Origin of the sequence: Limnobacter sp. (genome assembly GCF_036846585.1) — a bacterium.
Lineage (GTDB): Bacteria > Pseudomonadota > Gammaproteobacteria > Burkholderiales > Burkholderiaceae_B > Limnobacter.
The window spans coordinates 1-26,550 of sequence record NZ_DAIUBR010000018.1 but is presented as its reverse complement, the minus strand read 5'-3'; the positions used below and the strand labels follow the sequence as shown (position 1 = coordinate 26,550).

Sequence of the window (26,550 nt, the reverse complement as noted above, 5' to 3'; positions counted from 1 at the left end):
CCCTATCGAAACGGAAAACCCCGGCGCTGGCGTCGGGGTTTTTTGTTTTGGAATCGCTGAACCCTGACTTCAAATTGTTGCTTTCGATGCTGCTGACGCCGCACATCCAGCCCCAACAAAGGCTCCACCATTTCAAACCAGCAGATGGCCAAAATGAAAGGAACAGCGATCTCAAACCATTGCCAATCTGCGACAGGATAAATTCCGCCAAGTTTCATGATGAGCAAAAGGATGCCAAGAAGGATAAAAATCATGCTGTTCCACATGACAAACAAGCGGATTGTCTGCCAAAATGACGCCCGAGACGTTATTAATTTGATAACTGTAACAAGATGAGGAGTTCAGTATGATCAAGCAAATGGGTGTTCTGGCGATTGCAGCCACCATGGTTGCTCTACCGTTTTCTGCCAGCGCCGATGAAACATTGGCCAAGAGCAAAGCCTGCCTGGCCTGCCACCAGATTCAGAAAAAGGTAGTTGGCCCGGCGTTCAAAGACGTGGCAGCCAAGTACAAAGGTCAAGCTGGCGCGGAAGCCATGCTGGCAGGAAAGATCAAAAACGGCACCAAAGGTGCTTGGGGCCCCGTCCCAATGCCAGCACAGAACGTAACCGAAGACGAAGCCAAGAAACTGGCAGCTTGGGTACTGTCGTTGTAATTCAAGGTTTTCCTGAAAAAAAAGCCAAGGTGTTGCGCCTTGGCTTTTTTGTTTTTCAGCAGGTTTTAGTTCACGATCTTCACTGGAAACTTGCCCTTCGGCCCATACGAATTCAGTGTAACCGCGGCGTTCAGCACATCGCCCACCTCGTCAAACGCGATGGTTCCAATCACGCCGTCATGCCGAATGTCTTTCAGTTTGGGAAGATATTTTTTCGGATCGGCTGATTTGGCATTTTTCATGGCCATTCCCATGGTCATGACCGCATCGTACACAAAGGGCGCATACACCTGAATCTCTGTTTTAAACCGTTCCTTGTAGCGCTTCTCGAAAGCGGGGCCACCGGGCATCTTGCTCAAGGCCATTCCCCCTTCAGCACACAACACGTTCGGCCCCACATTGTCGCCCCCCAGGCGCACCAGCTCTGCCGTGCAAATGCCATCACCGCCCATCAATTTCGCCTTGATACCCAACTGTTTCATTTGACGTAACATGGGGCCAGCCTGTGCGTCCATGCCGCCATAAAATATCAGGTCAGGATTCACACGCTTGACCGACGTCAAAATGGCCGCGAAATCGGTGGCTTTGTCGTTGGTGTAATGCCGCTCCAGCACCTTCACGCCTTTGGCCTGAAGCTGGTTGGTGAAAATATCGGCAAGGGGCTGCCCGTAGCCTGTGCGGTCATCAATCACCACCACGCGTTTTGCTTTCATGTCTTCTGCAGCATATTTGGCCAAGGCCACACCCAGCACACCATCGTGCGCGATCACGCGGAACACCGACTCGAAACCTTGTTTTGTGACTTTGGGTGTTGTGGCCGAGGGTGTAATTTGTGGAATCCCGCAGTCGTAATAAATGCGCGAAGCCGGAATAGTGGTGCCACTATTCAAGTGGCCCACGATGCCATTGACTTTCATGTCGCACAATTTCTGCGCGACAATAGCACCGGTTTTGGGGTCCGCCGCGTCGTCTTGCGCAATCAACTGGAATTTGGCGGTGCCCCCGTCCAGTTGAATTTTCAGCTTGTTCAAATCATCAATCGCCATGCGGGCGCCGAATTCATTGTCTTTCCCGTAATGCGCCTGCGGCCCGGACAACGGCGCGATATGCCCGATTTTCACAACCACATCCTTGGCCACAGCCGTGCCGCTGAACAACGCCATCCATATGGGTGCAAGCCACACCGCCCAATTCAATTGCCTTGCCAAATTCGCGCGCATAAACACCTCCGTTCGATTTTCTTCGTTCTTTGTTTGTGCAATGTAGCATCTAAATCGAATACAACGGCACATGTCAATTAAGTACCTTCTTTCTGAATAAGACATGCACACGCAGACAGTTATTGCACTATGCTTTTTCCAGCACACCAACTTTCAATTGCACTTCCGGCCTATGGATATTTTTGCGCAACAGATCATCAACGGTTTGGTATTGGGCAGCATCTATGCGTTGGTCGCGTTGGGCTACACCATGGTGTACGGTGTGTTGGGTCTGATCAATTTCGCGCATGGAGAAGTGGTCATGGTGGGGGCCATGGTGGCGTTCAGCGCAATCACTTTTTTCATGGGGGTTTTTCCCGAAGCGCCCGGCTGGGTGCTGGTTCTGATCGGGGTGTTGTGTGCTGTGCCCGTGTGCATGCTGGTCAGTTTCACCATAGAGCGTTTTGCGTATCGCCCCTTGCGCAATGCACCGCGCCTGGCCCCCCTTATTTCCGCCATTGGTGTTTCCATCATTTTGCAAACCCTGGCCATGATCATCTGGGGTCGAAACTATCTGATCTTCCCAAGCACCCTGCCCACCGACCCAATCATCCTTCACACCTTCGCCCCAAATCCGCAGGCAGATTACGAACGCATCGTGTCCATTACGCCTGTACAAATCCTGATCGTGGTTGTGTCCGCGGCGCTGATGTTTGCACTGACTTTCATGGTGAACAAAAGCCGTTTGGGCAAGGCCATGCGGGCCACATCGGAAAACCCGCAACTGGCCGGCCTGATGGGTATCAATGCCAATTCGGTGATTGCCGCAACCTTCGTAATCGGCGCTGCCCTGGCTGGCGTTGCGGGTGTCATGGTGGCAGCCAATTATTCAGTAGCCCACTTCTACATGGGTTTTTTGCCTGGCCTGAAAGCCTTTACCGCTGCGGTACTGGGCGGCATCGGCAACATTTACGGCGCCATGCTGGGCGGGCTGCTGCTGGGCATTGTTGAAAGCCTGGGTGCGGGCTACCTGGGCCAACTGACCGGGGGGTTTCTGGGGTCGCACTACCAGGACATTTTTGCTTTCGCCGTGCTGATCCTTGTATTGACGCTTCGCCCATCGGGCCTGTTGGGTGAAAGGGTGTCGGACCGCGCATGAACATGTTCAGCACACGCCAACAACAAATTATCGGATTCCTGCTGGTGGCCATTGCACTGGCTGCCCTGCCTTGGGTGGCAGGCCTGTTGGGCAACAGCTGGGTGCGCATTCTGAATATTGCCTTGCTGTACGTGATGCTGGCCCTGGGCTTGAATATTGTGGTGGGTTTTGCCGGCTTGCTGGACTTGGGTTATGTGGCCTTCTATGCAGTGGGCGCTTATGTGTACGGCCTGCTGGCTTCGCCACACCTGACAGACAATTTCGAAGCAATTGCCGCACTGTTTCCCGATGGCCTGCACCTGTCGATCTGGGTCTTGATTCCGTTGAGCGCACTGATAGCAGCATTCTTCGGCGTGCTGCTGGGCGCGCCCACACTGCGTTTGCGCGGCGATTACCTGGCCATCGTCACTCTTGGGTTTGGTGAAATAATCCGGCTGTTTTTGAACAACCTGAATGCGCCACTGAATATCACCAATGGTCCGCAAGGCATCAACATGATTGAACCCGTAAGCATTGCGGGCTTGCGGTTTTCACGAACCGTTGATTTGTTCGGGCTGGATGTGCCTGCCCTGCACCTTTATTACTACCTGTTTCTGGCGCTTGCACTGATCATCATCGGGGTGTGCATGCGTTTGCAGCACAGCCGGGTCGGGCGTGCCTGGACAGCAATTCGCGACGACGAAACCGCCGCCAAAGCCATGGGCATCAACACACGGAACATGAAGCTTCTGGCGTTTGCGCTGGGTGCTTCATTCGGTGGCGTGGCCGGTGCCATGTTTTCTGCATTTCAGGGATTTGTCAGCCCGGAATCGTTTGGATTGATGGAATCCATCATCGTGCTGTGCATGGTGGTGCTGGGTGGGATGGGCCACATACCCGGAGTAGTTTTGGGTGCATTGTTGCTGGCAGGCTTTCCAGAAATGCTGCGGCAAGTTGTTACGCCCATTCAGGAATTTCTGTTTGGCGCGGTGTTGGTGGATGCAGAAATTATCCGTTCACTAATTTATGGCCTGACCATGGTGCTGGTGATGTTGTATCGCCCGCAAGGATTGTGGCCACAAGGCAAATGCAAAGCAGCCCTTGAGAAGGTGCCCACATGACGCCGCTTCTGTTTTCAGCAACGGGCTTGAAAAAACATTTTGGCGGCATCAGCGCTGTTGACAATGTAAGCCTGCGCATTGAAGAAGGTCAGGTATTCGGGCTGATCGGCCCCAACGGAGCAGGCAAAACCACTTGCTTTAATTTGATCACCGGTTTGTACACGCCCGATGCAGGGCAGTTTTCATTCAAGGGAAAAACCTACAACCCGGCTTCCCCCAATGAAGTTGCGCGCATGGGTATCGCCCGCACCTTTCAAAACATTCGCTTATTCAAAAGCATGACAGCCCTTCAAAACGTGGCCGTGGGCATGCACACCCAAACACGTCAGGGCGTTCTGGGTGCCGTGCTTCGAACCCCGGATCAACGCCGCGAAGAACAACAGGTGCACGAGCGCGCACTTGAGTTGCTGCATTACGTAGGCATTGGGCAATCGGCCCACCACCTGGCTGCGCATTTGTCGTACGGCGATCAACGGCGGCTGGAAATTGCGCGGGCTTTGGCCAGCAAGCCCAGCCTGCTGGCACTGGACGAACCTGCTGCTGGAATGAACGCCACGGAGAAACTGAGGCTTCGCGAACTACTGCTTCGAATTCGGGCAGACGGCAAATCAATTCTGCTGATTGAACACGATGTGAAACTGGTCATGGGAATTTGCGATCAGGTCACCGTGCTGGACTACGGCAAAGTAATTGAACACGGCACACCTTCGCAGGTGCAACAGTCCCCCGCCGTGATTGAAGCCTACCTTGGGGGCCTGCACCATGGCTGATCCCATGCTGAGCATTCAAGGCTTGACTGTAAGCTACGACGGCATTCAAGCCGTGAAGGGCCTGAGTTTCCACGTTAGGCAAGGCGAAATGGTGTGCCTGATCGGTTGCAACGGTGCTGGCAAAACCAGCACCTTGAAAGCCATCGCCGGCTTGCTGCCATTCAATGCACACAAGGCGCTGTTCAAAAGCACACTTGACCTGCGTCAATTGCCTGCCCATCAACACCTGTCAAACGGCATGGCCCTGGTGCCTGAAGGACGCGGTATTTTCACGCGAATGACAGTGAAGGAAAACCTGGAACTGGGTGCCTACCCACGCTTGCAAAGGGGCCACCGCAAAAACGAGATTGAACTTGACCTGGATCAGATGATGGGCACATTCCCGCGCCTGAAGGAGCGGCTGAAACAATCGGCTGGCACACTAAGCGGTGGTGAACAGCAAATGCTGGCCATGGCGCGTGCGCTGATGGGTCGGCCAGACATGTTGCTGCTCGATGAACCCAGCATGGGCCTGGCCCCGCTGATGGTAGAAAGAATATTCGAAGTTATTCAGCAGGTACACCAGCAAGGCATCACCGTGCTGCTTGTGGAGCAAAATGCCCACATCGCACTGCAAATTGCAAACCGTGCGTATGTGATGGATTCAGGCTTGATTGACTACGAAGGCAAGGCCAGCGAATTGATTCACGATATTCGAATTCGTGAAACCTATCTTGGCCTGTGAGTTGATTCGTTGAATTAAATCAACGTATCGGCCATCGACGTGAACGAATCAGCAAAAAACTCGTCTTCATGCAAGCCACACACAGCAATGAAATCTTGCCGGGCCGAATCCACCACAATGGGCGCACCGCATGCATACACCTGGTGCTGGCTTAAATCGGGAAAGTCCTCCATCACTGCACGGTGAACAAAACCGGTTCTGCCCTGCCAGTTGCATTGGGGTGTGGCATCCGACAACACAGGGACAAACCTGAAGTTGCCGTGTTCCAGGGCCCACTGTTCAGGCAATTCCTGCATATACAAATCAGCCTTGGCGCGCGCACCCCAGTACAGCACGAATTCGCGGGTGTTGTTTTTGAAAAAGGCCTGCTCAAGCAGCGACTTGATTGGTGCAAAACCCGTGCCACTGGCCAGCAACACCACAGGCTTGCTTGAATCATCGCGCAAAAAGAAGGTACCCAGTGGGCCTTCGAAGCGCAAAATTTCACGTTCTTTCATGGTGCTGAACACGTGGTCGGTGAACACACCGCCGGGCATGTGCCGAACGTGCAGCTCGATTCCGCCTTCCTGATACGGCGCATTGGCCAGCGAATAACTGCGCCGCGAGCCGTCTCTCAGCATGAATTCGATATACTGACCCGCATTGAATTGCAACACCTCATTGGCTGGCAGTTGAAGTTTCAGCACAGCAACATCGGCGGCAGGCTTTTCAATGCTTTGCAAACGGCAGGGCATTTTCTTCACCGGAATATCGCCCAAACCGGAAAGCTCGCGAACCTTCAACTTGACGGGGCCGAGGGGTTTGGCACAACAGGTCAGCACTTTGCCGCGCACGCGCTCTTCTTCGCTCAGGGCGCGAGATTGATAGGTGCCGTAATCCACTTGGCCTTCCAATAATTCTGCCTTGCACGATCCACACGCGCCGTCTTTGCAGCCGTATGGCAAAATAACATTTGCGCGAAGTGCTGCAGACAAAATGGTGTCATCGGCTTCGCATTCAAACTGTTTATGACTGGGAAGAATTTCTACGTTGTGATTCATCAAACTACTTTCCGTGACAGCGACAAACCCAGCGGGTCCTTTTTCAAACGCAGTTTGCCCCGGCGCTTTCGACGCAGCAATATTTCAATTGCAGGTTGTGGGCAAGTGGGTTTTGTGATGTTGCAAACCTTTCCAGACCAACATTTTACCGCGACTTACCGCCCGGGTGCCGACACTTCGGCAAAGCGTAGTGCCATCGCAGCCCACAAGGCACGGCCACTGGCTATTGACCTGAATTGCAAAACCGGTTTGTTGCGTTTGATCGCCGTGTCCAATCGAATTGTGTGGATGGCCCCACCCAATGCGCAAACCAATATCGACAACACATTGAAAAAACTGGTGCTGTGGGCAGCAAGCCGTGCACACGCATTTGACAAACCCGCGCCACGCATCAGCTATGTGTCAACCACTGGGGTGTATGGCAATGCGCAGGGGCAGTGGATCAATGAATACACGCCATTGAATGCTCAATCAGACCGGGCCAAACGGCGTGTGCATGCCGAAACACAATTGCGACTGGGCTTAAAGCACGGTGTGCATGTTCACCTGCTGCGCGCACCTGGCATATACGGCGATCAACGTTTGCCGGTCGACCGCATCAAAAACGGAACACCCGCGCTGATTGCACAGGACGACGCATGGTCAAACCACATTCATGAACTGGATTTGGGCAGGCTTTGCCGCTGGGTGAACTACACCGGCGGTGCATTTGAGGTGGTCAACGCATGCGATGCAAAGCCAAGCAAAATGGGCGACTATTTCGACTTGGTGGCCGATGCCTTTCAGTTGCCCCGCCCGCCACGCTTTCCACGCGAGCAGGTGAAACAGATGGTCAGCCCCATGATGTGGAGCTTCATGTCGGAATCGCGACGAATTGAATCACTGAACCAGAAGAAGCTGGGGTTTCATTTGCGCTACCCCAGCGTGGCTGACTTTTTGAAAGCGAAGGCCTGAGGCAATTCAATTTTCTTTTTCAGGCAAACATTTTGTCCAGGTTCTTGTCGATCTCAGCCTGAATTTTGCCCTTGAAAGCCTTCAGCATGAAGCCAAGTGAAATGTCGAGCGACACATCTTTGTCGGTCACATCCAGCTTGCCTTTCACCCCTGACCGTGTGAAATTGAGCGTGTTGCCCTGCCACTGGCTATCAAGCTGAAATTCTTTTTGCAGTTGATCTGCAAATTTCTGGGCAGTCTTCTTTGCGTCTTCCAAAGACAAATTGTGTTCTTTGCGTGCATGGATGTCTGACATGATGTATTCACTCTTCAAGGTGTTATGTCGGCATATTAACCCAGCCTCCCGCTACACGGTAGAGAACCAGAAATCGAAGGCCATTTTAGAGGAAGGTGTCAGGTCATTCTCAAACCCTACCACCCGTTTGGCAAAACGCATCTGGGAATCAATGATGCGTTTGAAAATTCGGCTGCTGCCCGATTCACGGGCAATGATTTTTCGCCATGCATTTAACTGCGCTTTCAGAATGTCGTCGGGTGTGAAGTAATAGCGAACACCCTGCTTGCGGCGCATTTCTTCATAGTCGGTCGAAAAGCGATCTGACGCTTTCCAGCTTAAATCGGCTGAGGATGCTTGCAACGCATATCGAATGATGGATCTCAATGCAAACGGCAAACTGTCAAAGCGCTGTTTGTTGAAGATCACTTCGAACACTTCGCTGCTTTGATGAAAACTTCGGATCATGCACACCGATGACACACTAGGGAAACCCAATGCGCGGTCTGAACTGGGATTGTTGAACTCTGCCGCATCAATCAGCCCCTTGTCCAGCCAAGGCACAATATCGGCAGGCTGCAACGCGGTGGTGTTCAAGCCCAATTCCTTGAAAACCTCAGCGGCCAAACCCACCGCCCTGAAACGCAATTTATCGAGATCTTTGATGTTTTCAATCCGGTTCTTGAACCAGCCCAATGGCTGGGGTGTCAATGGCCCGTACATGAACCCCTGTATGTTCAGGTTCATTTCCTTTTGCACCAGCTCGTCGTACAACTGCTGACCGCCGCCGTACTGGAACCAGGCCAGAATTTGATTCGAGCTCATGCCAAAACTGGGGCCACTGCCGAACAGGGAAAACGCGGCGTGGCGATCATGCCAATACGTGGGCACGCCATGGCCGCCATCCAGTTGGCCCTTGTGCACCGCGTTCTGTATACCGAAAGCTTTCACAATGCTGTTGGTGGGGTACACATCAATGCGCAATTCACCGCCCGACATGTCGTTCACCTTCTTGGCGAAGTCCTGCGCAAATTCATTGAAAATGTCTTTGGTGGGCCAAGTGCTTTGAAACTTGAATACAACCGGTTTGATGGTTTTTACCACCGCAGGGGCCTGGGCCCGCAACGGGCCGGCCAGCACGCCACCTGCCCCCACAGCCAGTGCTTTTTGAACAAAGCGTCGTCTCGAGTTGTCGCCCATGTTTTACTTTCCGACCAGAATCAAATGCACCCGGTAGGGGCCATGGGCACCCAATACAATGGTTTGTTCTATGTCGGCTGTTCGGGATGGCCCGGACACAAAATTCAAGGCGCGCGGCATGGCCCGCCCGTCTTTGCGCAAACGCTCGAATGCGTCTTCCATGGTGTGTACCACCTGGTCTTCACGCACAATCGCAATGTGGGTCTCGGGCAGCAAATGCGTGCTGGCTGGCTGATCAGGCTGACTGGCAAACACCAGCGTGCCTGTTTCTGCAACGGCATACGCCACAGCGCTGATGCCAATCAGGTCATCCCCCGTGGGCGCACCCACGCGGCTTTCATGGGTCAACACCGTCCAGTCCATGTGCTTCAAGGCGGGCCAAATGGCCACCGTACCTTCCAGCTGGTGTTCCGCCAGGTAATCGGCACAGGCCTGTGCAGCGGCTTGTTCGGTCTTGATTCGCTGCACCGTACACAACATCGCCTTGGACTTTTCTTCAAACAGGGTGACCACATTTTCGACTGGCTTGGGCGCAGGCCCCCGGTTGTGCCTGTCGACATACCCCTTGGCCAGAGTCATTTCGTTATTGTGCAGGGAAGCCGGCCTGGACTGCAGGCTGCGGATTCGCTTCAGAATTTCCGACTTGGCAACGGTGGTGTCCAAATCATCGTCATTGACAGGAGTGCTCAAGTTTCACCTTTATGTGCTGCTTTCAGCTGGGGCGGGGCATCGCCCAACGCAGGCGAAGAAATACCGGAACCCTCATTATAGAAAAACAAAGTTCCCCTTACCCCTAGGGAATGCCCCATGACATTCAATGAAATGGAGCAAGTCTTCGGGTGTAAAGCGACGCGATGGATTACAATATGACGTTGCCTTGTTTAACCACACATTCTTACCATGACACACGTTGTTACCGAGTCCTGCATCAAATGCAAATACACCGATTGCGTGGACGTATGCCCAGTTGACTGTTTCCGTGAAGGTCCCAACTTTCTGGTGATCGATCCAGATGAGTGCATTGACTGTGCGGTTTGCATTCCAGAATGCCCGGTGAACGCCATCTACGCTGAAGAAGACGTGCCCGCCGACCAGGTCAAATTCATTGAAATGAACGTTGATCTGGCCAAAGGCTGGCCCAGCATTACGCGCATGAAAGACCATCTGCCCGATGCCGATGACTGGAAAGACGTCAAAGACAAACTGCAGCATCTCGAAAAGTAACAAACAATTTTTGGCTGTTTCATGAGTGAAGTAGAAAGCAAATACACCCGGGAAACCATCACCAGCCTGAAGGTGTGGGTACCCGGCAAACTGTTTTCCTTCACCTGCACGCGCCCCTTGGGATTTCGTTTTACGGCAGGTCAGTTTGCCAGGCTTGGCGTGGACAACACGCTGCAACTGCCTGGTGAACAAGAAATCATCTGGCGTGCCTACTCCATGGTTTCCGGCCCTTACGACGAACAGCTGGAATTTTTCTCCATCGTGGTGCCTGATGGTGCCTTCACCAGCCACCTCAGCCAGCTGCAAGTGGGTTCACCCATTTACATCGACAAAACCAATTTCGGCTTCCTGACCACCGCCCGCTTCGAATCCGGAAAAGACCTGTGGTTATTGGGCTCCGGCACTGGCCTGGCACCGTTTTTGTCCATTCTTCACGACCCACACACCTGGGAACAATTCGACAACATCGTGCTGGTGCACAGTGCACGCACAGCCGAAGAACTGGTTTATCAGGACATGATCAACGGTTTTACCGAGCACCCCGTACTCAGTGAACTGATCCAGAACGTGGACAAACGGTTTTTTTATGTGCCCGTGGTCACTCGTGAACAATTGTCAAATTGCCTTACGGAACGCATTACAACCCTGCTGGAAAACGGTGAATTGTCCAGGCACACCGGCCTGCCGATGAACACCACGCGCAGCAGATTCATGATTTGCGGCAACCCGGAAATGGTTACGGACATACGTAAAATATTGAAATCAAAAGGCTATTCACCCGCTCGTCGCAACAACCCAGGTGAAATTGCGGTTGAAAACTATTGGTGATTAGCAAATCATTCGAACATGTTGCGTTGCAACAATGTTTGCACGATAATGATCGAACAGTTGATGCATAATTGTCAAATCACTAAATTTGCCTAAAAAACCGGAGGCACACATGCTGTACCAAATGCACGAATTCCAGCGAGCACTGCTCAATCCAATGACCATTTGGGCAGAAGCCGGTTCCAAGCTTTACAGCAACCCGTTCAGCCCTTTGGCCCACCTGCCCATGGCCCGCCGTATTTCGGCCGGTTTCGAGTTGATGTACCGCTTGGGCAAGGAATACGAGAAACCAGAATTTGGTATCACCACCGTAAAATGTGGTGATCGTGAAGTGTCCATCGTGCAAGAAATTGTGGAAACGAAACCATTTTGCAAGCTGATCCACTTCCGCAAAATGATTCCGGCTGAAGCCAAGCCGTTGAAGCTGCAGCCCAAGGTGCTTGTTTTTGCGCCGTTGTCAGGCCACCACTCCACGCTGCTGCGCGACACAGTGAAAACCTTGCTGCAAGACCACGACGTGTTCATTACCGATTGGGTAGATGCGCGCATGGTGCCATTGTCCGAGGGTGAATTTCATCTGAACGATTACGTGCATTATTGCATCGAGTTTATCCAGCTTCTAGGCCCCGATGTTCACTTGATCTCCGTGTGCCAACCCACTGTGCCAGTCATGGCAGCTGTGTCACTGATGGCATCAAACAACGATCCCAAACAAGCCAAAAGCATGACCATGATGGGCGGCCCGATCGACACCCGTGAAAGCCCGACAGCCGTGAACAACCTGGCCACAAAAAAACCGCATTCATGGTTTGAAAATAATGTGATTTACAGCGTGCCACACACTTACCCGGGTTACCTGCGCCGCGTTTACCCCGGCTTTTTGCAACACCTTGGCTTTGTCAGCATGAATCCGGACAAGCATGCGCAAAGCCACTACGACTTTTACGAACACTTGGTAGAAGGTGACGGTGAAAGTGCCGAAGCGCATCGCCAGTTCTACGACGAATACAACGCCGTGCTGGACATGCCCGCCGAATATTACCTGGACACCATCAAAACCGTGTTTCAAGACCATGCCCTGCCCATGGGCACCTGGAAAGTTCGCGGCCAACTTGTGAAGCCCGAGGATGTAAAAACCGTTGCGCTGCTGACCATTGAAGGCGAGCTCGACGACATTTCAGGCCCAGGCCAAACCAAAGCAGCTTTGGGTCTTTGCAAGAACCTGCCTGCGGCCAAGAAAGAACATTACGAAGCCATGGAATGCGGACACTATGGTATCTTCAGCGGTCGCCGTTGGCGCGAGAAGACTTACCCGAAAATCCGTGAATTCATAGCCAAGAATGCATGAGCAGCTTGTACAGCAAATAGATGATTTACTGCCCCAAACCCAATGCACCCAGTGCGGGTTTGCGGGCTGCTTGCCTTACGCCACCGCCTTGGCCAATCAAGAAGTTGACTTAAACCGCTGCCCCCCTGGCGGCGAAGCCACCACAATCGCCCTTTCCCACCTATTGAATAAACCTGTCAAGCCGGTTGACCCAGCCTGCGGCATCACGATAGAACGGCACATTGCCAGCATCGATCCCCAACATTGCATCGGCTGTACCTTGTGCATCAAGGCATGCCCCGTGGATGCCATTGTGGGCAGCAGCAAACGCAGGCACGCCGTACTGGCTGAACTGTGCACGGGTTGCGAACTGTGCATACCGCCCTGCCCCGTGGACTGCATCGACATGGTGTTCATTCCGGAATACAGCGGCTGGGATCAAACCCTGGCCCATGCAGCACGCGCCAGAATGCAAACCCGCGAAGTTCGCCTGGAGCGCCAGCAAGAAGAACAAGCCCAGCGCCTTGAAGCCAAAGCCATTCACAAGCTGGACGAACTTGACGATTCCCCAAGCCCCGACGCTGCCACCAAGAAAACCGTGGTGCAAGCTGCACTGGCCCGTGCACGCGCACGCCGACAAGCTCAAACACAATGAATAAAGAAAAACGAACCGAAATTTTCACACGCTTTCAGCAAGCCAACCCGGAACCAAAAACCGAGCTGGAATACCGCACACCTTTTGAACTGTTGGCAGCGGTGCTATTAAGCGCTCAGGCCACAGACAAAGGGGTGAACCTTGCCACGCGAAAACTGTTCGCCGTGGCCAACACACCAGCTACCATCGCGGCCTTGGGTGTTGAAGGGGTTGAGCAATACATCAAGACGATTGGCCTGTTCCGGTCCAAGGCCAAACACTTGGTGCAGACCGCAGAAATTCTGCGCGACAAATTCAAGGGCGAGGTACCCACCAATCGCGAAGACCTTGAAAGCCTGCCCGGCGTGGGTCGAAAAACTGCCAATGTGGTACTGAACACTGCGTTTGGCCAGCTGACCATGGCCGTGGATACCCACATATTCCGGGTAAGCAACCGCACCGGAATTGCCCCGGGCAAAGATGTGCTGGCCGTGGAAAAAGGCCTGCTCAAATTCATTCCCCAAGAGTTCATGCTGAATGCCCACCACTGGTTGATTTTGCATGGCCGCTATGTGTGCAAAGCCCGCAAACCTGAATGCGCTCGTTGTAGTATCTTGGACTTGTGCGAATTCAAAAAGAAAACAACATGAGCCACGCAATCAGCGTTCAAGTGTTTGACGAAGCCACGCTGGAAAATGCCGCAGCAGTAATTGAAAGCGCCGTCGAAAAAGCGGGCTTGCGCCGACACTCCGATTACATCAGCCGTGTCATTCTGTTGTGCACCCCCCATTTCGCATCCATTCTTTCAGAAGTGGCCCAACACTGCGTCAGCAAAACCAACTGCATGAATGTTTGGGGCGGTTGTGCGTCTGGCCTTTTGGGAGAAAAGCAGGTTTTCAGCAACGAAGCCGCTATCCTGATTGCCGTGTTTGGCAAAGAATTTGAAGTGCGCCAAGACAAAAACCCCGACAACCATGCCGCCTTAACCTTGTGCATGGTTGAACATGAACAGGTTTTGACTGATCACTGGCAACTTGCCGAAACGGAACCTGAATCCACGCAAGTGCAGGCAGATGCGCTGGGCTTACTTTCCTACGGTGCAAATTACGCCAAAATGCCCCGTGTAGAACACGGACGAATTTGTGGCGAAGCCATTTGTTCCACTGAACTGTTGGTCCAACACCCCATGGTGTTGAATTCCGAAGGGCTGACTTTTTTGACTGCCCCAAAATCCGTCAGCGAAAGCAATGGCCTGTTTTTGATACTGGTTGATGACAACAAGGCAGCGAAAGCCCTGAACTGCCCCCCCGAGCAACCTCGCCCAGTGGGCTTGCGCCTGCAGGTGATTCATGACAAAGGCGAAAGCTGGATACCGGTGATGGAAATTCACGCCGATGGCACTTTGGGTTTGGCAGCACCTGTGTTAAAAGGACAGAAAGTTCGCCTTGCACACAGAACACCCAAAGCGATCGACCTGGAAATCAAGCAGTGGATACCAGCGGTTCAAGCACATTTCGGCGACACGCCGCCCCAAATCGGCATTCTGTTTGCCGGGTTTGAGCGCAGCCAGATCTGTCATGCCGATGACAACGACATTGCAACCGTGCTGGCCCATTTCCCAAACACCGAGTGGATTGGTGTGTTCGGTCAGGCCGCTTGGCTAAACAACGGAAATGTGGTGGTTACACCACCGCGAAACAATCGACTCAGCCTGTGCCTGTTCAACAGTCCACAGGTGTAAAACCCGGAAGATTATTGCCATGTTCAACCCCACTCGCGATCAAGCCCGCCTGTTTTTCTTAAACAGCTGGAAAAAATACCACAAGGAAGAACCACTGAGCGAGGCGGAAAGCCTGGCCCTACAGTGGATGACCCGCCACCCTGAATACTTCGCTGTGTTTGATGCCGAACCCGAAGCCATTCTGGCTGCCGACTACTCTGTTGAGGCTGGGCAAAGCAATCCATTTTTGCACTTGTCCATGCACTTGGCCGTGGCCGAACAGGTCAGCATTGACCAACCCCCCGGCATTCGAAGTGCGTTTGCCAAACTGTGCGAAAAAATGGGTGATGAACACAAGGCCGCACATCAAGTGTTTGAGTGCCTGGCAGAGCAGATTTACCAGCAGCAGAAAAACGGCGTGGCGTTTAGCAGCGAAAACTACATTCAGTGCATTCTGGAACACAGTGGGGTTTGATCTTCAACCGGCGCGAATCCCGATCACCGGCTGAGTTGGCAATACCCGGCAACCCAGCCGGGGTTGACCAAACAAGCCGGTTGGCTTACTTCTTCAGGTACAAATCGCCTTCAAGCGAAGCGAAGAATGCGGACAAATCCTTGATGTCTTGCTGGCTCAGGCCAGCGGCCATGCCACCCATGATGGCGTTGTTACGGCCGCCTTTCTGGTACTGCTTCAAAGTGTTGGCGATGTAATCAGCATGCTGACCAGCCAACTTGGGATAAGAAGGGTCCATGGTTTTGTTCCAGTTGCCTTCCACAGCATGGCAAGCAGCGCACTGTGCTTCCGCTTTGGTTTGACCGGCTGCAATGTCAGCAGCCTGAACAGAAAATGACGCTGCGAACAAGGCAGCAGCAATTGCGAATGTAGTTTTCATTTCAATGTGTCCTTGTTGCGAATCACTTGGCTTGTGCGTAGTACGCAGCCAAATCAGCGATGTCTTGTTCGGTCAGTGTTTCAGCAATACCGCGCATGGTGGGGTGCTTACGATCGCCTTTTTTGTAGGCAGTCAAAGCAGCTTCAATGTACTTGGCGTTTTGGCCAGCAATGTAGGGCACGTTGTACACCGCTGGAAAGCTGGCTTTGTAACCGGGAATACCATGGCAACCGATGCACATGGACTTCTTGGATGCCGCAGCTTCGGCGTTGCCTTCAACAGCCATGGCGGGGGTGGCAAAAGCCACAGCAGCCAACAGGCCCATTGCGCTTGCAGCGCGAACAGTCAAACCGATACGTTTCATCTCGCTCTCTCGTCAACAAATGTAATTGGTGGTCAGCGGCTCTGTGGCGCTGGACAAAAACCTTGCCATTCTACGTTTGATCGAGCACTTAGTCTATGAACAGGCCACCGAAAGCACCAAATTGGATGGAAAATTCAGCAAATAAGCATTGAATTGCACTTACACTGACGATACTGAATTACAAGGAATTACTAAAATGCGTTTTGAAGGTAGCAAAACCTACGTCGCCACCGAAGACCTGAAGCTGGCAGTCAACGCAGCCATTACCCTGCAACGTCCTTTGCTGATCAAGGGCGAACCCGGCACCGGCAAAACCATGCTGGCCGAGGAAGTGGCTGAATCGCTGGGCCTGGAGCTGATGCAGTGGCACATTAAGTCAACCACCAAAGCCCAGCAAGGCTTGTATGAATACGACGCGGTTAGCCGCCTGCGCGATTCACAACTGGGTGAAGAGCGCGTTAAAGACATCGCGAACTACATCGTGAAGGGCGTGCTCTGGCGAGCCTTCGAAAGCGACAAGCCCATTGTGCTGCTGATCGATGAAATCGACAAGGCCGACATTGAATTCCCCAACGACTTGCTGCGTGAAATTGACCGCATGGAATTCTTTTGTTACGAGACCAAGCAGTTGATCAAGGCAACACACCGCCCCATCGTCATCATCACATCAAACAACGAGAAAGAGCTGCCAGACGCCTTCCTGCGCCGGTGCTTCTTCCACTACATTCAGTTCCCCGACAAGGTCACCATGGAAAGCATTGTGGCTGTGCATTTCAAGAACCTGAAAAAGGAATTGCTGGACGCGGCCATGGCCAGCTTTTTTGGCATTCGCGCCCTGCCCGGCCTGAAGAAAAAGCCCACCACATCCGAGTTGATCGATTGGCTGCGCCTGCTGCTGGCTGAAGACATTCCTGCAAGCGCCCTGCAAGCCAAAGACGGTAAGGAAGCCATACCACCCATGCACGGTGCCTTGCTGAAAAACGAGCAAGACATTGAACTGTTCAACCGCTTGGTGTTCATGGCCCGTCAGGGTCGCTAAAAAGGCTTTTGCTGTGTTACTGGATTTCTTCTTTCAACTTCGAGACGCAAAAATTCCCGTCACCGTGCGGGAATACCTCACCCTGCTTGAGGGGATGAAAGCGCAGTTCATGACCCCAAGCCTGGACAACTTCTATCATTTGTCCCGTCTTACCCTGGTGAAAGACGAACGGTTTTTTGACCGCTTCGACCAGGTATTTGGCAACTACTTCAAGGGGCTGGAAAAGAACATGGACCTGTTCGCCCAGCTGCCCAAGGATTGGCTGGAAAAGCGCTTTAACCGCGAATTCACACCCGAAGAGATGGCAGCCATTGAAGCAATGGGCGGGCTGGACAAGCTGATGGAGCGCTTGAAAGAACTGTTGAAAGAACAGAATGAACGCCACGAAGGTGGCAGCAAGTGGATTGGCTCGGGCGGCACATCGCCGTTTGGCAACAACGGCTACAACCCGGAAGGCGTGCGCATTGGGCAGGATGAAAGCCGCAACCGCCGTGCCGTGAAGGTGTGGGATCAGCGCCTGTACCAGGATTACGACGACGAACTGGAAATTGGCACACGCAACATCAAAATTGCACTTCGCCGCCTGCGCCGCTTTGCACGCGAAGGTGCGCAGGAAGAACTAGATCTGGACAACACCATTGAGTCCACTGCGCGCAATGCAGGCTGGCTGGATCTGAAAATGCGCCCGGAACGCCACAATTCCGTGAAGGTGCTGATGCTGCTGGATGTGGGTGGTTCGATGGATGACCACATTCGCCGCACCGAAGAGCTGTTCAGCGCCGCGAAAAGCGAATTCAAGCATTTGGAGTTTTATTACTTCCACAACTGCGTTTACGATTTCTTGTGGAAAAAAAACCACCGTCGCCACAGTGAACGTTTTCAGACCGCAGACATACTGCGCACGTACAACAGCGATTACCGCTTAATCTTTGTAGGCGACGCCACCATGAGCCCCTACGAAATACTCCAGCCCGGAGGCTCGGTCGAGTATAATAACAGGGAAGCTGGCGCAGTGTGGTTGCGTCGTTTTCTTGATCGATTTCCGAAAGCCGTCTGGCTTAATCCGGAACCTGAAGGGCTTTGGCAATATCGCCAAAGCGTTGAAATCATTCAAAACATCATGGAACACCGCATGCACCCCCTCACGGTCGGTGGGCTTGAAACGGCAATGCGATACCTTAGTAAGTAATCCTTGTATTCCTTTTTTTGTCCCTCCCCGTTAATAGCAGCACAAGCACATTTCGTGTGGAGAAAGAAAATGGAAATGAAACGTACTCATCCCCTGATCATTACAGCAGCAGTGGCCGTTATTTTGGCCGCTGGCATCGCAATCGCCTCCATGACAGGCTTGCTACCCAATAGCCAGGCCAACATGAGCGAACAAGAAATCGCCCAAATGGAAGAAGAAAAACTCCTGGAAGAAAAAGCTGCTGCCAAGGAAGAGGCAGCCGCCAAAAAAGCGGCGGCAGCCCATTCCCACAAACCTGCTTACAAGCCGGCCCCGGTGCAAACTGCAGCTATATGCAACAACTGCGGCCGTGTTGTGGAAGTTCGCCAAACCCGTGTTCAGGGTGAAGGCTCTGGCGTAGGCGCCGTGGCCGGTGGTGTGGTTGGTGGTCTGCTGGGCAACCAGATTGGCGGCGGCAGCGGCAAGAAAGTCGCTACGGCAGCTGGTGTGGTTGGTGGTGCATTGCTGGGCAACAAGATTGAAAAAGACCGCAATTCGAGCACCCAGTACGATGTTGTTGTGAAATTCGAAGATGGTTCTTCAGACGTGTACAGCTTTTCGAGCCAACCCAACTGGCAAGCCGGCGACCGCGTCAAGGTTGTCAACGATCAGCTCACCTCTAACCTGTAAGCTTGCTCATCTGTTTACAGGATTTGTTTGGTCACCCAGAAATGGGTGACCTTTTTCGTTCAAAGCCCCACTTTGGAACCAGTTGAATTTGCAAGGCACTCAATTCAAATTTCACCATGAACTTGAGAGCATACAAATGACTGCACTGCACGATCCCGAATTGATCAAAGCGCTGGCCACCTGGGTGGGGAAACTGAAAAACCCGTATCACGAGGAAAAACAATTGAACAACTATCCAGTCAAACTGATGACAAGTTCCCCCAACGCCTGGCTTGAGATCAAAGAGGTCGAACAGGGCAAGATGGAAATCACCTGCATTCACCGGGTGATGAATCAAGATGAAAACAGCGACCTTGAAGAAATACGCAAAGAATGTACGCAGTTCAATTCACTGATGGAACGCGTTCGCCTCCCTGTTTACATGTGGGAGGACAAAAAAACATCCGAGTTTCAACTGCGCTGGCAAGAAACACTGCTCACGCAGGCCGACCTGAAATACGTGCAACGGTTTTTCGAGCAGTCACTTTATCTGGCCAATGCACTTCAAAGCCGCCTGGGTTGGGCCTTGGTGAACCAAACCCAGACACTGCCACACTAAAAATCAGGCTTTCACAGTCAACAGCAGCATGTTCAAGCGCCGAACAAACCCAGCCGGGTCTTCCAGCTGGCCACCTTCTGCCAATACCGCTTGATCGAACAGCACATTGACCCATTCATCAAAGTGCTCTTTCTCAATTTTCAAACGCTGAACGAAAGCATGCTCGGGGTTTAGCTCCAAAACAGGTTTGGTGTCGGGTGCATTCTGGCCAGCCTGCTTCAACATGCGCTTCAAATGCTCGCTCACACCCGACTCATCAGCCACAATACACGCAGGGCTGTCGGTCAGGCGCAAGGTAACACGGGCTTCCTTGATGCGGTCTTTCAGCAGGTCTTCCACCTTCTTCAACACATCCTTGAACTCGTCTTCAACCTTCTTTTTGGTTTCCTTGTCCTGCTCGTCTTCCAGGGCACCCAAATCAAGGCCTCCCTTGGCACAGCTTTGCAATTCTTTCCCGTCGAATTCCTGCAGATAGGAAAGCATCCACTCGTCTACGCGGTCGCTCAGCAACAGCACTTCCACGCCTTTCTTTTTGAACACTTCCAGGTGCGGGCTGTATTTGCCCGCGGCATAGGTGTCGGCGGTCACGTAGTAAATCTTTTCCTGCCCTTCCTTCATGCGGCCCACATAATCGGCCAGCGACACGGTTTGTGCCTCGCCCTCGCTTTGAGTTGTGGCAAAGCGCAGAAGCTTGGCAATGCGTTCCTTGTTGGCGGGGTCATCGCCCATGCCCTCTTTCAGAACCTGACCGAATTCTTTCCAGAAGGTGGCGTATTTCTCCGCTTCGTTGGTGGCCATGTCCTCGAGCAGGCCCAACACCTTTTTCACAGAACCTTCGCGAATGGCTTTTACATCGCGGCTTTCCTGCAAAATTTCGCGCGACACATTCAGCGGCAAATCAGCCGAATCAATCACGCCTTTCACAAAGCGCAAATAGGGGGGCAGCAGTTGTTCCGCATCGTCCATGATAAAAACGCGCTTCACATACAGCTTGATGCCCTTTTGCTGATTGCGGTCCCACAGGTCGTAAGGGGCTTTCGCGGGAATGTACAACAGTGAGGTGTATTCCGAACGACCGCCTTCCACGCGGTTGTGCGTGTGCGCCAGCGGGTCGGCAAAATCGAAGCTGATGGTCTTGTAGAATTCGTTGTACTGCTCGGGCGTGATGTCGGCCTTGGAGCGTGCCCACAAGGCATTGGCCTTGTTCACGGTTTCCCATTCGCCCGTGGCTTTCATTCCACCGGCTTCCTCGTCCCATTCTTCTTTCAACATTTGAATGGGCAAGGAAATGTGGTCGGAATATTTGGTCAGAATACTCTTCAGTTTCCAGCCGGAAAGCAGTTCGTCTTCATCAGCTTTCAGATGCAACACAATTTGCGTGCCACGGTCGGCCTTCTCGATGGCTTCCACGCTGAATTCACCATCGCCTTTGGACTCCCATTCCACGCCTTCGACAGCGGGCAAACCGGCCCTGCGGGAACGCACAGTCACCTTGTCTGCAACAATAAACGCGGAATAAAAACCCACACCAAACTGGCCAATCAAGGCAGCGTCTTTTTGCTGGTCACCGCTTAGCTTGCCAAAAAATTCCTTGGTCCCGCTTTTTGCAATGGTGCCCAGGTGTTCAATGGCGTCTTCGCGGCTCATGCCAATGCCGTTGTCTTCGATGGAAATGGTGCGCGCTTCCTTGTCGAAGGTCACACGGATTTTCAAGTCGGTGTTGTCTTCAAACAAGCTGCTGTTGTTGATGGCCTCGAAGCGAAGTTTGTCGCACGCATCTGATGCATTGGAGACCAGCTCCCGAAGAAAAATTTCCTTGTTGGAATACAGGGAATGAATCATCAAATGCAGAAGTTGTTTCACTTCTGTTTGAAAACCCATCGTTTCCTTCATTGAACCCATGTTCTTGCTCCCTTCATGTTCTGTTTTGGAATGAGGGGCATATGGGGATTCCACAGCAAATTTCAAGGCAAAAAAAGAGCCCCGGAGGGCTCTTTTTCCTACACCACCTTGCGAAGCGTGTCGGCTTTGAACTTGATGTCCAGTTCCTTGCCTTTTCGACCCCGCTTGCCAAGGCGCTCGGCCAGCACGGCAGGCTTTAGAACCTCTTCGCGGTCTTTGCCGCCGCGGCCCGTGCCAGCAACCACCAAACTGTCGGCAGGACCGAATGCAAGTGCAGCCACAAGAGAATCCTTGTCATCCAGCGGCAGCAGCTGTACTCCACGTCCGCCACCGCCAAGCTGCTTTAGTTCGTCCAGCATGAACACATGGAAGCGCCCGCTTTCGGCCAGCACCGCCACGCGGTCATCTGTGGCTTGCAGCAGCACGGGTGTCAACAGCTTTTCACCCGGGTTCAGGCTGATGAACTGCTTGCCCGCCTTCATGCGGCTTTCCATATTGCCAGCAGTGGCCAGAAAGCCGTAGGCTGCGCTGCAGGCCAACAACACAGGCTGTGTAGCCGGTGCAGCCAGTGCGTGGCTTAGCGTGCCACCATTCAGTTCCACAAGGCTTTGAGCAGGTATGCCATCGCCACGGCCGCCAGGCCATGCGCCCACGGGCACACTGAACACTTTGCCCAGCGCATTGCCCGCGCCAAACAAGTAGGTATTGTCGGTGGTTTTGCATTCAAATGCGGCGTACAAACCATCGCCCACTTTGAAGCTGAATTGCGAGGCATCGTGACCGTGGCCCTGGCGGTTTCGAATCCAGAACTTCTGGGAAACAATCACCGTGGTGGGTTCTTCCACCACTTTCACTTCAATGCTGGCCTTGACCGCTTCTTCAATCAGGGTGCGGCGGTCATCGCCGTAGGTGTCGGTGTCTTTGCGAATTTCGCCAACAATTCGGGTTTTCAGCTTGCTGTCATCAGCCAGTAAGGCCTCCAGATCCGCTTTTTCTTCGCCCAGCCTGGCCAATTCCTGCTCAATCTTGATTTTTTCAAGGCGGGCCAACTGGCGCAGCCGAATTTCAAGAATGTCTTCGGCCTGGCGGTCACTTAAGCGAAAGGCTTCAATAAGCGCGGGCTTGGGTTCGTCGCTTTCGCGAATCACCTTGATCACTTCATCAATGTTCAGCCAGGCAATCAGGCGGCCTTCCAGCACATGGATTCGGTCGTTCACCTGCGCCAAACGGTGCTGGCTGCGGCGGGTTACGCACACCTTGCGGAATTCAATCCAGTCCAGCAGCATGGCGATCAAACCGCGCTGGCCAGGGCGACCTGCGTTGTCGATACTCACCAGGTTGATCGATGTATTAATTTCCAGGCTCGTGTGGCTGAGCAGCAGGTTCGAAAACTCCTCAACCGACACATTGCGGCTTTTGGGCTCAAACACCAAGCGCACCGCGTTTTCCTTGCCAGATTCATCGCGCACGGCATCCAGCATGGCCAACACTTGCGCTTTCAAATTCTGCTGCTCGGTAGAAAGGCCTTTCTTGCCAGCCTTTACCTTCGGGTTGGTCAACTCTTCAATTTCTTCCAGTACCTTCGCGGTGCTGGTGTTCGGTGGCAGTTCTTTGACCACCAATTGCCACTGACCACGGGCCATTTCTTCAATTTCCCAGCGGGCGCGCACCTTGATGGAGCCTCGGCCGCCGGCGTAAATTTCCCTCATCGCACTGGCGGGCGAAATAATTTGCGCACCACCGGGAAAGTCGGGGGCGGGCAACAGGCCCATGATGGTGTCCAGGTCCGCATTCGGGTGCTTGATCAAATGGATCGTCGCTGCAGCCACTTCCCGAATGTTGTGCGGAGGAATGTCAGTTGCCATGCCCACGGCAATGCCTGAAGCACCGTTCAACAGCACGAAAGGCAGGCGCGCGGGTAGCAGCTTGGGTTCCTGAAAACTGCCGTCGTAGTTGGGCACGAAATCAATCGTGCCCATGTCCACCTCATCCAGCAGCAGCTTGGCAATGGGCGTTAAGCGGGCTTCGGTGTAACGCATGGCTGCGGCACCATCGCCATCGCGGCTGCCAAAGTTGCCTTGGCCATCAATCAGTGGGTAACGCAGGGTGAAGTTTTGCGCCATGCGCACCAGCGCATCGTAAGCAGCCTGGTCGCCATGCGGGTGGTATTTACCCAGCACATCACCCACCACACGGGCTGACTTCACTGGCTTGGCATTGTTGGCCAAGCCCATTTCATTCATGGCGTACAAAATTCGACGCTGAACCGGCTTTTGTCCGTCTGAACACTCAGGCAGGGCCCTGCCCTTCACCACGGAAATGGCGTAGTCCAGGTAGGCGCGCTCGGCGTACAGGCCAAGCGTTATTGTTTCAGAATCGTCGCCAGAAGGAGGCGTTGCGTCCAGGGTAAGTTGTTCCATGCGGTGCTTCGAGGTTTCTTATTTTGAGAATTGACGTTGACGAAGGGTTTCAAACAGGCACACCGAACTGGCCACCGACACGTTCAGGCTTTCAACACTGCCGATCATCGGAATTTGCACCAGCTGGTCGCATTTCTCGCGGGTCAGGCGGCGCATGCCATCGCCCTCGGCGCCCAGCACCCAGGCGATGGGGCCGTTCAAGTCGGCGTCGTACAGGGTATCGGTGGCTTCACCCGCCGTGCCAATGCACCACACCCCGGCGTCCTGAATTTCTTCCAGTGTGCGGGCCAGATTGGTCACCGTAATCACAGGGATTGTTTCAGCCGCACCGCAGGCCACTTTCGACACCACCGGCGTAATGCCTACCGATTTGTCTTTGGGCAGCACCACCGCATGCACACCCGCCGCATCGGCGCTGCGCAGGCAGGCACCCAGGTTGTGGGGGTCGGTCACGCCATCGAGCACCAGCAGCAGCGTGTTTTTGCCGTGGGTCTCGATGATTTCAAACAGGTCGTTGGATTTCACCAATTCCTTGGCAAACGCCACCACGCCCTGGTGCTGTTTGTGACCCGCCGCTTTTTCCAATCGATCAGAATCGGCTGCGCTTACTTTCACGCCGGCAGCTTTCACCTTGTCGATGAACTGCTGCATGCGTTTGTCTTTGCGGTGTTGGTCCACCAACACCTCTTCCACGCTGGCTGGGGCTGTTTTAACCCGGGCCGACACGGCATGAAAACCATACAAAATGGCCAATTGATACGCTCCGCTTATCGAGATTTTTTCGCTGCAGTGCGCATTTTAGACCCTGTGGCGGGCTTAGGGCGGGCAACACGCTTGGCTTTTTGAATTTCTTCCTTGCGTTTTTTCTCGGCCGCCGCTTTGCTGCGCGATTCATCGGCTGCGCGTTTTTTGTTCACGCCCCGTGAACTGGTGCTGTCCTCGGGCGGCAGCACAGGCGCTGTTTTGCCTGCATCTTCAACTGCCTGCTGCAATTGACCCGTGTTTTTTCTCCGCCCCTGCTGGCGCTGTGGTCGGTTGCCGGGCTTGCCGGCGGTTTTGGCTGGCTCGCGCATCAGGCTTTCAAATGACACGCCTTGCACCAAGCGGAATTCAATGCGGCGGGCATCCAGGTCTACACGTGATACCTGCACATTGATTGCATCGGTCAACCGGTAGCGAATACCACTGCGCTCGCCCCGCAATTCATGCAGGCTGTCGCTGTACTGAAAATACTCGGTACCAAGTTCAGACACATGCACCAAGCCTTCCACATAAAGGGCATCGAGCGTGATGAACAAACCAAAACTGGTTACGCCAGACACATGCCCCTGGAAGGTGTCGCCCACGCGTTCTTTCATGAAGAAGCATTTCAGCCACGACATGACGTCGCGCGATGCTTCGTCTGCACGACGCTCAGTAGAAGAGAACCAGTTGCCAGATTGATCCCAACGGGAAATTTCTTCAGCCTTGTCAACACGTCGCTTGGGATCGTAATCCTCGAACTCTCTTTCATCAAGCGGCATGGGCACATACCGTTTCCCACCGAGCAAAGCCTTGATGCTTCGGTGAACCATCAAATCGGGATAGCGGCGAATGGGCGAAGTGAAGTGTGCATAAGCCGGGTAAGCCAGGCCAAAGTGGCCGCTGTTGTGCGGCGTGTATATGGCTTGCTGCATGGAACGCAACATCATGGTTTGCAACAAGGCCTGATCGGGACGTCCCTGAATTTTTTTCATCAGGTTTGCATAGTCCATGCTGGTGGGGTCATCGCCACCATCCAGGGTCAAACCAACGGACCGCAAAAAGGTACGCAAATTCTGCAACTTTTCGACGGTGGGGCCTTCATGCACCCGATACAAACTGGGGTGCTTGCTGCGCTCCAGAAAGTCCGCTGCGCACACGTTGGCGGCCAGCATGCATTCTTCGATCAAGCGGTGCGCATCGTTGCGGCGCTTGGGCACAATCTTGTCGATCTTGCCATCGGGATCCAGCATCACCTGCGTTTCAACGGTGTCGATTTCCATCGCACCACGGCGCTGGCGCGACTCGAAAAGTACCTTGTACAAGGTGTAAAGGTTTTCCACATCGCCATACACGTGGCCCATGGCTTTGGCAGCCATGCTTTGTGAATCGGTCAGTGCGTCCCACACCTGGTTGTAGGTCAGGCGTGCAGTGGAATGAATAACCCCGTTGTAGAACTGGTAAGCCTTCATCGCACCCTTGGGGCCAATGATCATGTCACAGACCAACACCAGGCGGTCTACACCAGGGTTTAGCGAACACAAACCGTTCGATAATTTCTCAGGCAACATGGGTATAACCCGGCGCGGAAAATACACGGATGTGCCGCGCTTGGTGGCTTCCTGGTCAATCGGCGTACCGGGCAGCACATAGTGGCTTACATCGGCAATGGCCACCAGCAAACGCCAACCGCCCTTGGTGTCATTCGATGGGGTGCAATACACCGCATCGTCGAAGTCGCGGGCGTCTTCGCCATCGATGGTCACGAAAGGCACATCGCGCAAGTCCACGCGGCCTTTCAAATCCTTGTGTTCAACCTCATTGGGAATGCTTTCAGCCTGGTTCATGGTCAACAGGTTGAATTCATGCGGCACATCGAATTTGCGCACGGCAATCTCGATCTCCATGCCAGGGTCATCCAGCTCGC

Annotated in this window: 29 protein-coding genes; 17 read left to right on the top strand and 12 right to left on the bottom strand. The window is 53.4% G+C overall.

The features are described 5' to 3' along the window. Positions 1–2: 2 nt before the first annotated feature. Positions 3–254, bottom strand: a complete 252-nt coding sequence (locus V7028_RS09660) for a TIGR04438 family Trp-rich protein (RefSeq protein ID WP_334119874.1) — start codon at positions 252–254, stop codon at positions 3–5. Between the two features lie 92 nt (positions 255–346). Here V7028_RS09660 and V7028_RS09655 point away from each other — a divergent pair, with 92 nt between their 5' ends. After that, a complete protein-coding gene (locus V7028_RS09655) occupies positions 347–655 on the top strand; it encodes a c-type cytochrome (RefSeq protein WP_334119873.1) in 309 nt (102 codons plus the stop codon). 65 nt (positions 656–720) lie between these two features. Here the strand turns inward: V7028_RS09655 and V7028_RS09650 are convergent, their stop codons facing one another. Continuing rightward, positions 721–1,875, bottom strand: coding sequence for a branched-chain amino acid ABC transporter substrate-binding protein (locus tag V7028_RS09650; protein WP_334119872.1), 1,155 nt, complete (start codon positions 1,873–1,875; stop codon positions 721–723). A 172-nt stretch (positions 1,876–2,047) separates the two neighbouring features. Here V7028_RS09650 and V7028_RS09645 point away from each other — a divergent pair, with 172 nt between their 5' ends. From V7028_RS09645 to V7028_RS09630, 4 genes are read left to right on the top strand one after another with little or no spacing between them, the layout of a single operon-like run. Further along, the gene (locus V7028_RS09645) at positions 2,048–3,013 is read left to right on the top strand and encodes a branched-chain amino acid ABC transporter permease (protein ID WP_334119871.1); all 966 of its coding nucleotides are present in this window, start codon (positions 2,048–2,050) and stop codon (positions 3,011–3,013) included. After that, positions 3,010–4,113 (top strand): ABC transporter permease subunit, encoded by a 1,104-nt coding sequence (locus V7028_RS09640; RefSeq protein WP_334119870.1) that lies wholly within the window; start codon positions 3,010–3,012, stop codon positions 4,111–4,113. Before V7028_RS09645 ends, V7028_RS09640 begins: the two co-directional genes overlap by 4 nt. Beyond that, positions 4,110–4,883, top strand: a complete 774-nt coding sequence (locus tag V7028_RS09635; protein WP_334119869.1) for an ABC transporter ATP-binding protein — start codon at positions 4,110–4,112, stop codon at positions 4,881–4,883. Before V7028_RS09640 ends, V7028_RS09635 begins: the two co-directional genes overlap by 4 nt. Beyond that, a complete protein-coding gene (locus tag V7028_RS09630) occupies positions 4,876–5,607 on the top strand; it encodes an ABC transporter ATP-binding protein (protein ID WP_334119868.1) in 732 nt (243 codons plus the stop codon). Before V7028_RS09635 ends, V7028_RS09630 begins: the two co-directional genes overlap by 8 nt. A gap of 14 nt (positions 5,608–5,621) precedes the next feature. Here V7028_RS09630 and V7028_RS09625 read toward each other — a convergent pair whose 3' ends face one another. Continuing rightward, positions 5,622–6,647, bottom strand: coding sequence for a CDP-6-deoxy-delta-3,4-glucoseen reductase (locus V7028_RS09625; protein WP_334119867.1), 1,026 nt, complete (start codon positions 6,645–6,647; stop codon positions 5,622–5,624). Here V7028_RS09625 and V7028_RS09620 point away from each other — a divergent pair. Then, complete coding sequence (locus V7028_RS09620) at positions 6,639–7,601, top strand: SDR family NAD(P)-dependent oxidoreductase (RefSeq protein ID WP_334119866.1); 963 nt, start codon at positions 6,639–6,641, stop codon at positions 7,599–7,601. The two genes, V7028_RS09625 and V7028_RS09620, sit on opposite strands and share 9 nt — an antisense overlap. A gap of 19 nt (positions 7,602–7,620) precedes the next feature. Here the strand turns inward: V7028_RS09620 and V7028_RS09615 are convergent, their stop codons facing one another. Genes V7028_RS09615 through V7028_RS09605 form a run of 3 tightly spaced genes read right to left on the bottom strand, consistent with a single transcriptional unit; the run spans position 7,621 to position 9,765 of the window. Next, on the bottom strand, positions 7,621–7,896 hold the full coding sequence (locus tag V7028_RS09615; protein ID WP_334119865.1) for a polyhydroxyalkanoic acid system family protein: 276 nt from the start codon (positions 7,894–7,896) through the stop codon (positions 7,621–7,623). Between the two features lie 51 nt (positions 7,897–7,947). Further along, on the bottom strand, positions 7,948–9,075 hold the full coding sequence (locus V7028_RS09610) for a TRAP transporter substrate-binding protein (protein WP_334119864.1): 1,128 nt from the start codon (positions 9,073–9,075) through the stop codon (positions 7,948–7,950). A gap of 3 nt (positions 9,076–9,078) precedes the next feature. Further along, positions 9,079–9,765, bottom strand: a complete 687-nt coding sequence (locus V7028_RS09605) for a LutC/YkgG family protein (RefSeq protein WP_334119863.1) — start codon at positions 9,763–9,765, stop codon at positions 9,079–9,081. A gap of 210 nt (positions 9,766–9,975) precedes the next feature. Here V7028_RS09605 and fdxA point away from each other — a divergent pair, with 210 nt between their 5' ends. The 7 genes from fdxA (at position 9,976) to V7028_RS09570 (ending at position 15,283) form a co-directional block, all read left to right on the top strand. Next, positions 9,976–10,299 carry a ferredoxin FdxA gene (gene fdxA, locus V7028_RS09600; RefSeq protein WP_334119862.1) on the top strand — a complete coding sequence of 108 codons (324 nt, stop codon included), beginning with the start codon at positions 9,976–9,978 and terminating at the stop codon, positions 10,297–10,299. A 21-nt stretch (positions 10,300–10,320) separates the two neighbouring features. Next, a complete protein-coding gene (locus V7028_RS09595; RefSeq protein WP_334119861.1) occupies positions 10,321–11,127 on the top strand; it encodes a ferredoxin--NADP reductase in 807 nt (268 codons plus the stop codon). Positions 11,128–11,239: 112 nt separating this feature from the next. Continuing rightward, entirely contained in the window at positions 11,240–12,475 is a 1,236-nt protein-coding gene (locus V7028_RS09590; protein WP_334119860.1) for a polyhydroxyalkanoate depolymerase, read from the top strand. Beyond that, complete coding sequence (locus tag V7028_RS09585) at positions 12,468–13,109, top strand: RnfABCDGE type electron transport complex subunit B (protein WP_334119859.1); 642 nt, start codon at positions 12,468–12,470, stop codon at positions 13,107–13,109. The genes V7028_RS09590 and V7028_RS09585 overlap by 8 nt, the downstream gene beginning before the upstream one ends. Continuing rightward, a complete protein-coding gene (gene nth / locus V7028_RS09580) occupies positions 13,106–13,738 on the top strand; it encodes an endonuclease III (RefSeq protein WP_334119858.1) in 633 nt (210 codons plus the stop codon). Before V7028_RS09585 ends, nth begins: the two co-directional genes overlap by 4 nt. Next, positions 13,735–14,829, top strand: a complete 1,095-nt coding sequence (locus V7028_RS09575) for a hypothetical protein (RefSeq protein WP_334119857.1) — start codon at positions 13,735–13,737, stop codon at positions 14,827–14,829. The genes nth and V7028_RS09575 overlap by 4 nt, the downstream gene beginning before the upstream one ends. Positions 14,830–14,848: 19 nt before the next feature. Next, the gene (locus V7028_RS09570; RefSeq protein ID WP_334119856.1) at positions 14,849–15,283 is read left to right on the top strand and encodes a DUF1841 family protein; all 435 of its coding nucleotides are present in this window, start codon (positions 14,849–14,851) and stop codon (positions 15,281–15,283) included. A gap of 85 nt (positions 15,284–15,368) precedes the next feature. Here V7028_RS09570 and V7028_RS09565 read toward each other — a convergent pair whose 3' ends face one another. Then, positions 15,369–15,701 (bottom strand): c-type cytochrome, encoded by a 333-nt coding sequence (locus V7028_RS09565; protein WP_334119855.1) that lies wholly within the window; start codon positions 15,699–15,701, stop codon positions 15,369–15,371. A 22-nt stretch (positions 15,702–15,723) separates the two neighbouring features. Next, a complete protein-coding gene (locus V7028_RS09560) occupies positions 15,724–16,065 on the bottom strand; it encodes a c-type cytochrome (RefSeq protein WP_442918726.1) in 342 nt (113 codons plus the stop codon). A gap of 196 nt (positions 16,066–16,261) precedes the next feature. Between V7028_RS09560 and V7028_RS09555 the strand changes: the two genes are divergently transcribed. From V7028_RS09555 to V7028_RS09540, 4 genes are all read left to right on the top strand, one after another. Beyond that, on the top strand, positions 16,262–17,104 hold the full coding sequence (locus V7028_RS09555) for an AAA family ATPase (protein ID WP_334119854.1): 843 nt from the start codon (positions 16,262–16,264) through the stop codon (positions 17,102–17,104). Positions 17,105–17,117: 13 nt separating this feature from the next. Next, positions 17,118–18,293 carry a vWA domain-containing protein gene (locus tag V7028_RS09550; RefSeq protein WP_334119853.1) on the top strand — a complete coding sequence of 392 codons (1,176 nt, stop codon included), beginning with the start codon at positions 17,118–17,120 and terminating at the stop codon, positions 18,291–18,293. Between the two features lie 75 nt (positions 18,294–18,368). Continuing rightward, entirely contained in the window at positions 18,369–18,962 is a 594-nt protein-coding gene (locus V7028_RS09545; protein WP_334119852.1) for a glycine zipper 2TM domain-containing protein, read from the top strand. Between the two features lie 136 nt (positions 18,963–19,098). Continuing rightward, positions 19,099–19,560 carry a hypothetical protein gene (locus V7028_RS09540; protein ID WP_334119851.1) on the top strand — a complete coding sequence of 154 codons (462 nt, stop codon included), beginning with the start codon at positions 19,099–19,101 and terminating at the stop codon, positions 19,558–19,560. Between the two features lie 3 nt (positions 19,561–19,563). Here V7028_RS09540 and htpG read toward each other — a convergent pair whose 3' ends face one another. From htpG to rnr, 4 genes are all read right to left on the bottom strand, one after another. Beyond that, on the bottom strand, positions 19,564–21,462 hold the full coding sequence (gene htpG / locus V7028_RS09535) for a molecular chaperone HtpG (protein ID WP_334119850.1): 1,899 nt from the start codon (positions 21,460–21,462) through the stop codon (positions 19,564–19,566). Between the two features lie 98 nt (positions 21,463–21,560). Next, positions 21,561–23,882 (bottom strand): DNA topoisomerase IV subunit A, encoded by a 2,322-nt coding sequence (gene parC / locus V7028_RS09530; protein WP_334119849.1) that lies wholly within the window; start codon positions 23,880–23,882, stop codon positions 21,561–21,563. Positions 23,883–23,900: 18 nt separating this feature from the next. After that, a complete protein-coding gene (gene rlmB / locus V7028_RS09525; RefSeq protein ID WP_334119848.1) occupies positions 23,901–24,635 on the bottom strand; it encodes a 23S rRNA (guanosine(2251)-2'-O)-methyltransferase RlmB in 735 nt (244 codons plus the stop codon). 14 nt (positions 24,636–24,649) lie between these two features. After that, positions 24,650–26,550, bottom strand: a 1,901-nt coding sequence (gene rnr, locus V7028_RS09520; protein ID WP_334119847.1) for a ribonuclease R, incomplete at its 5' end; no start/stop codon positions are given.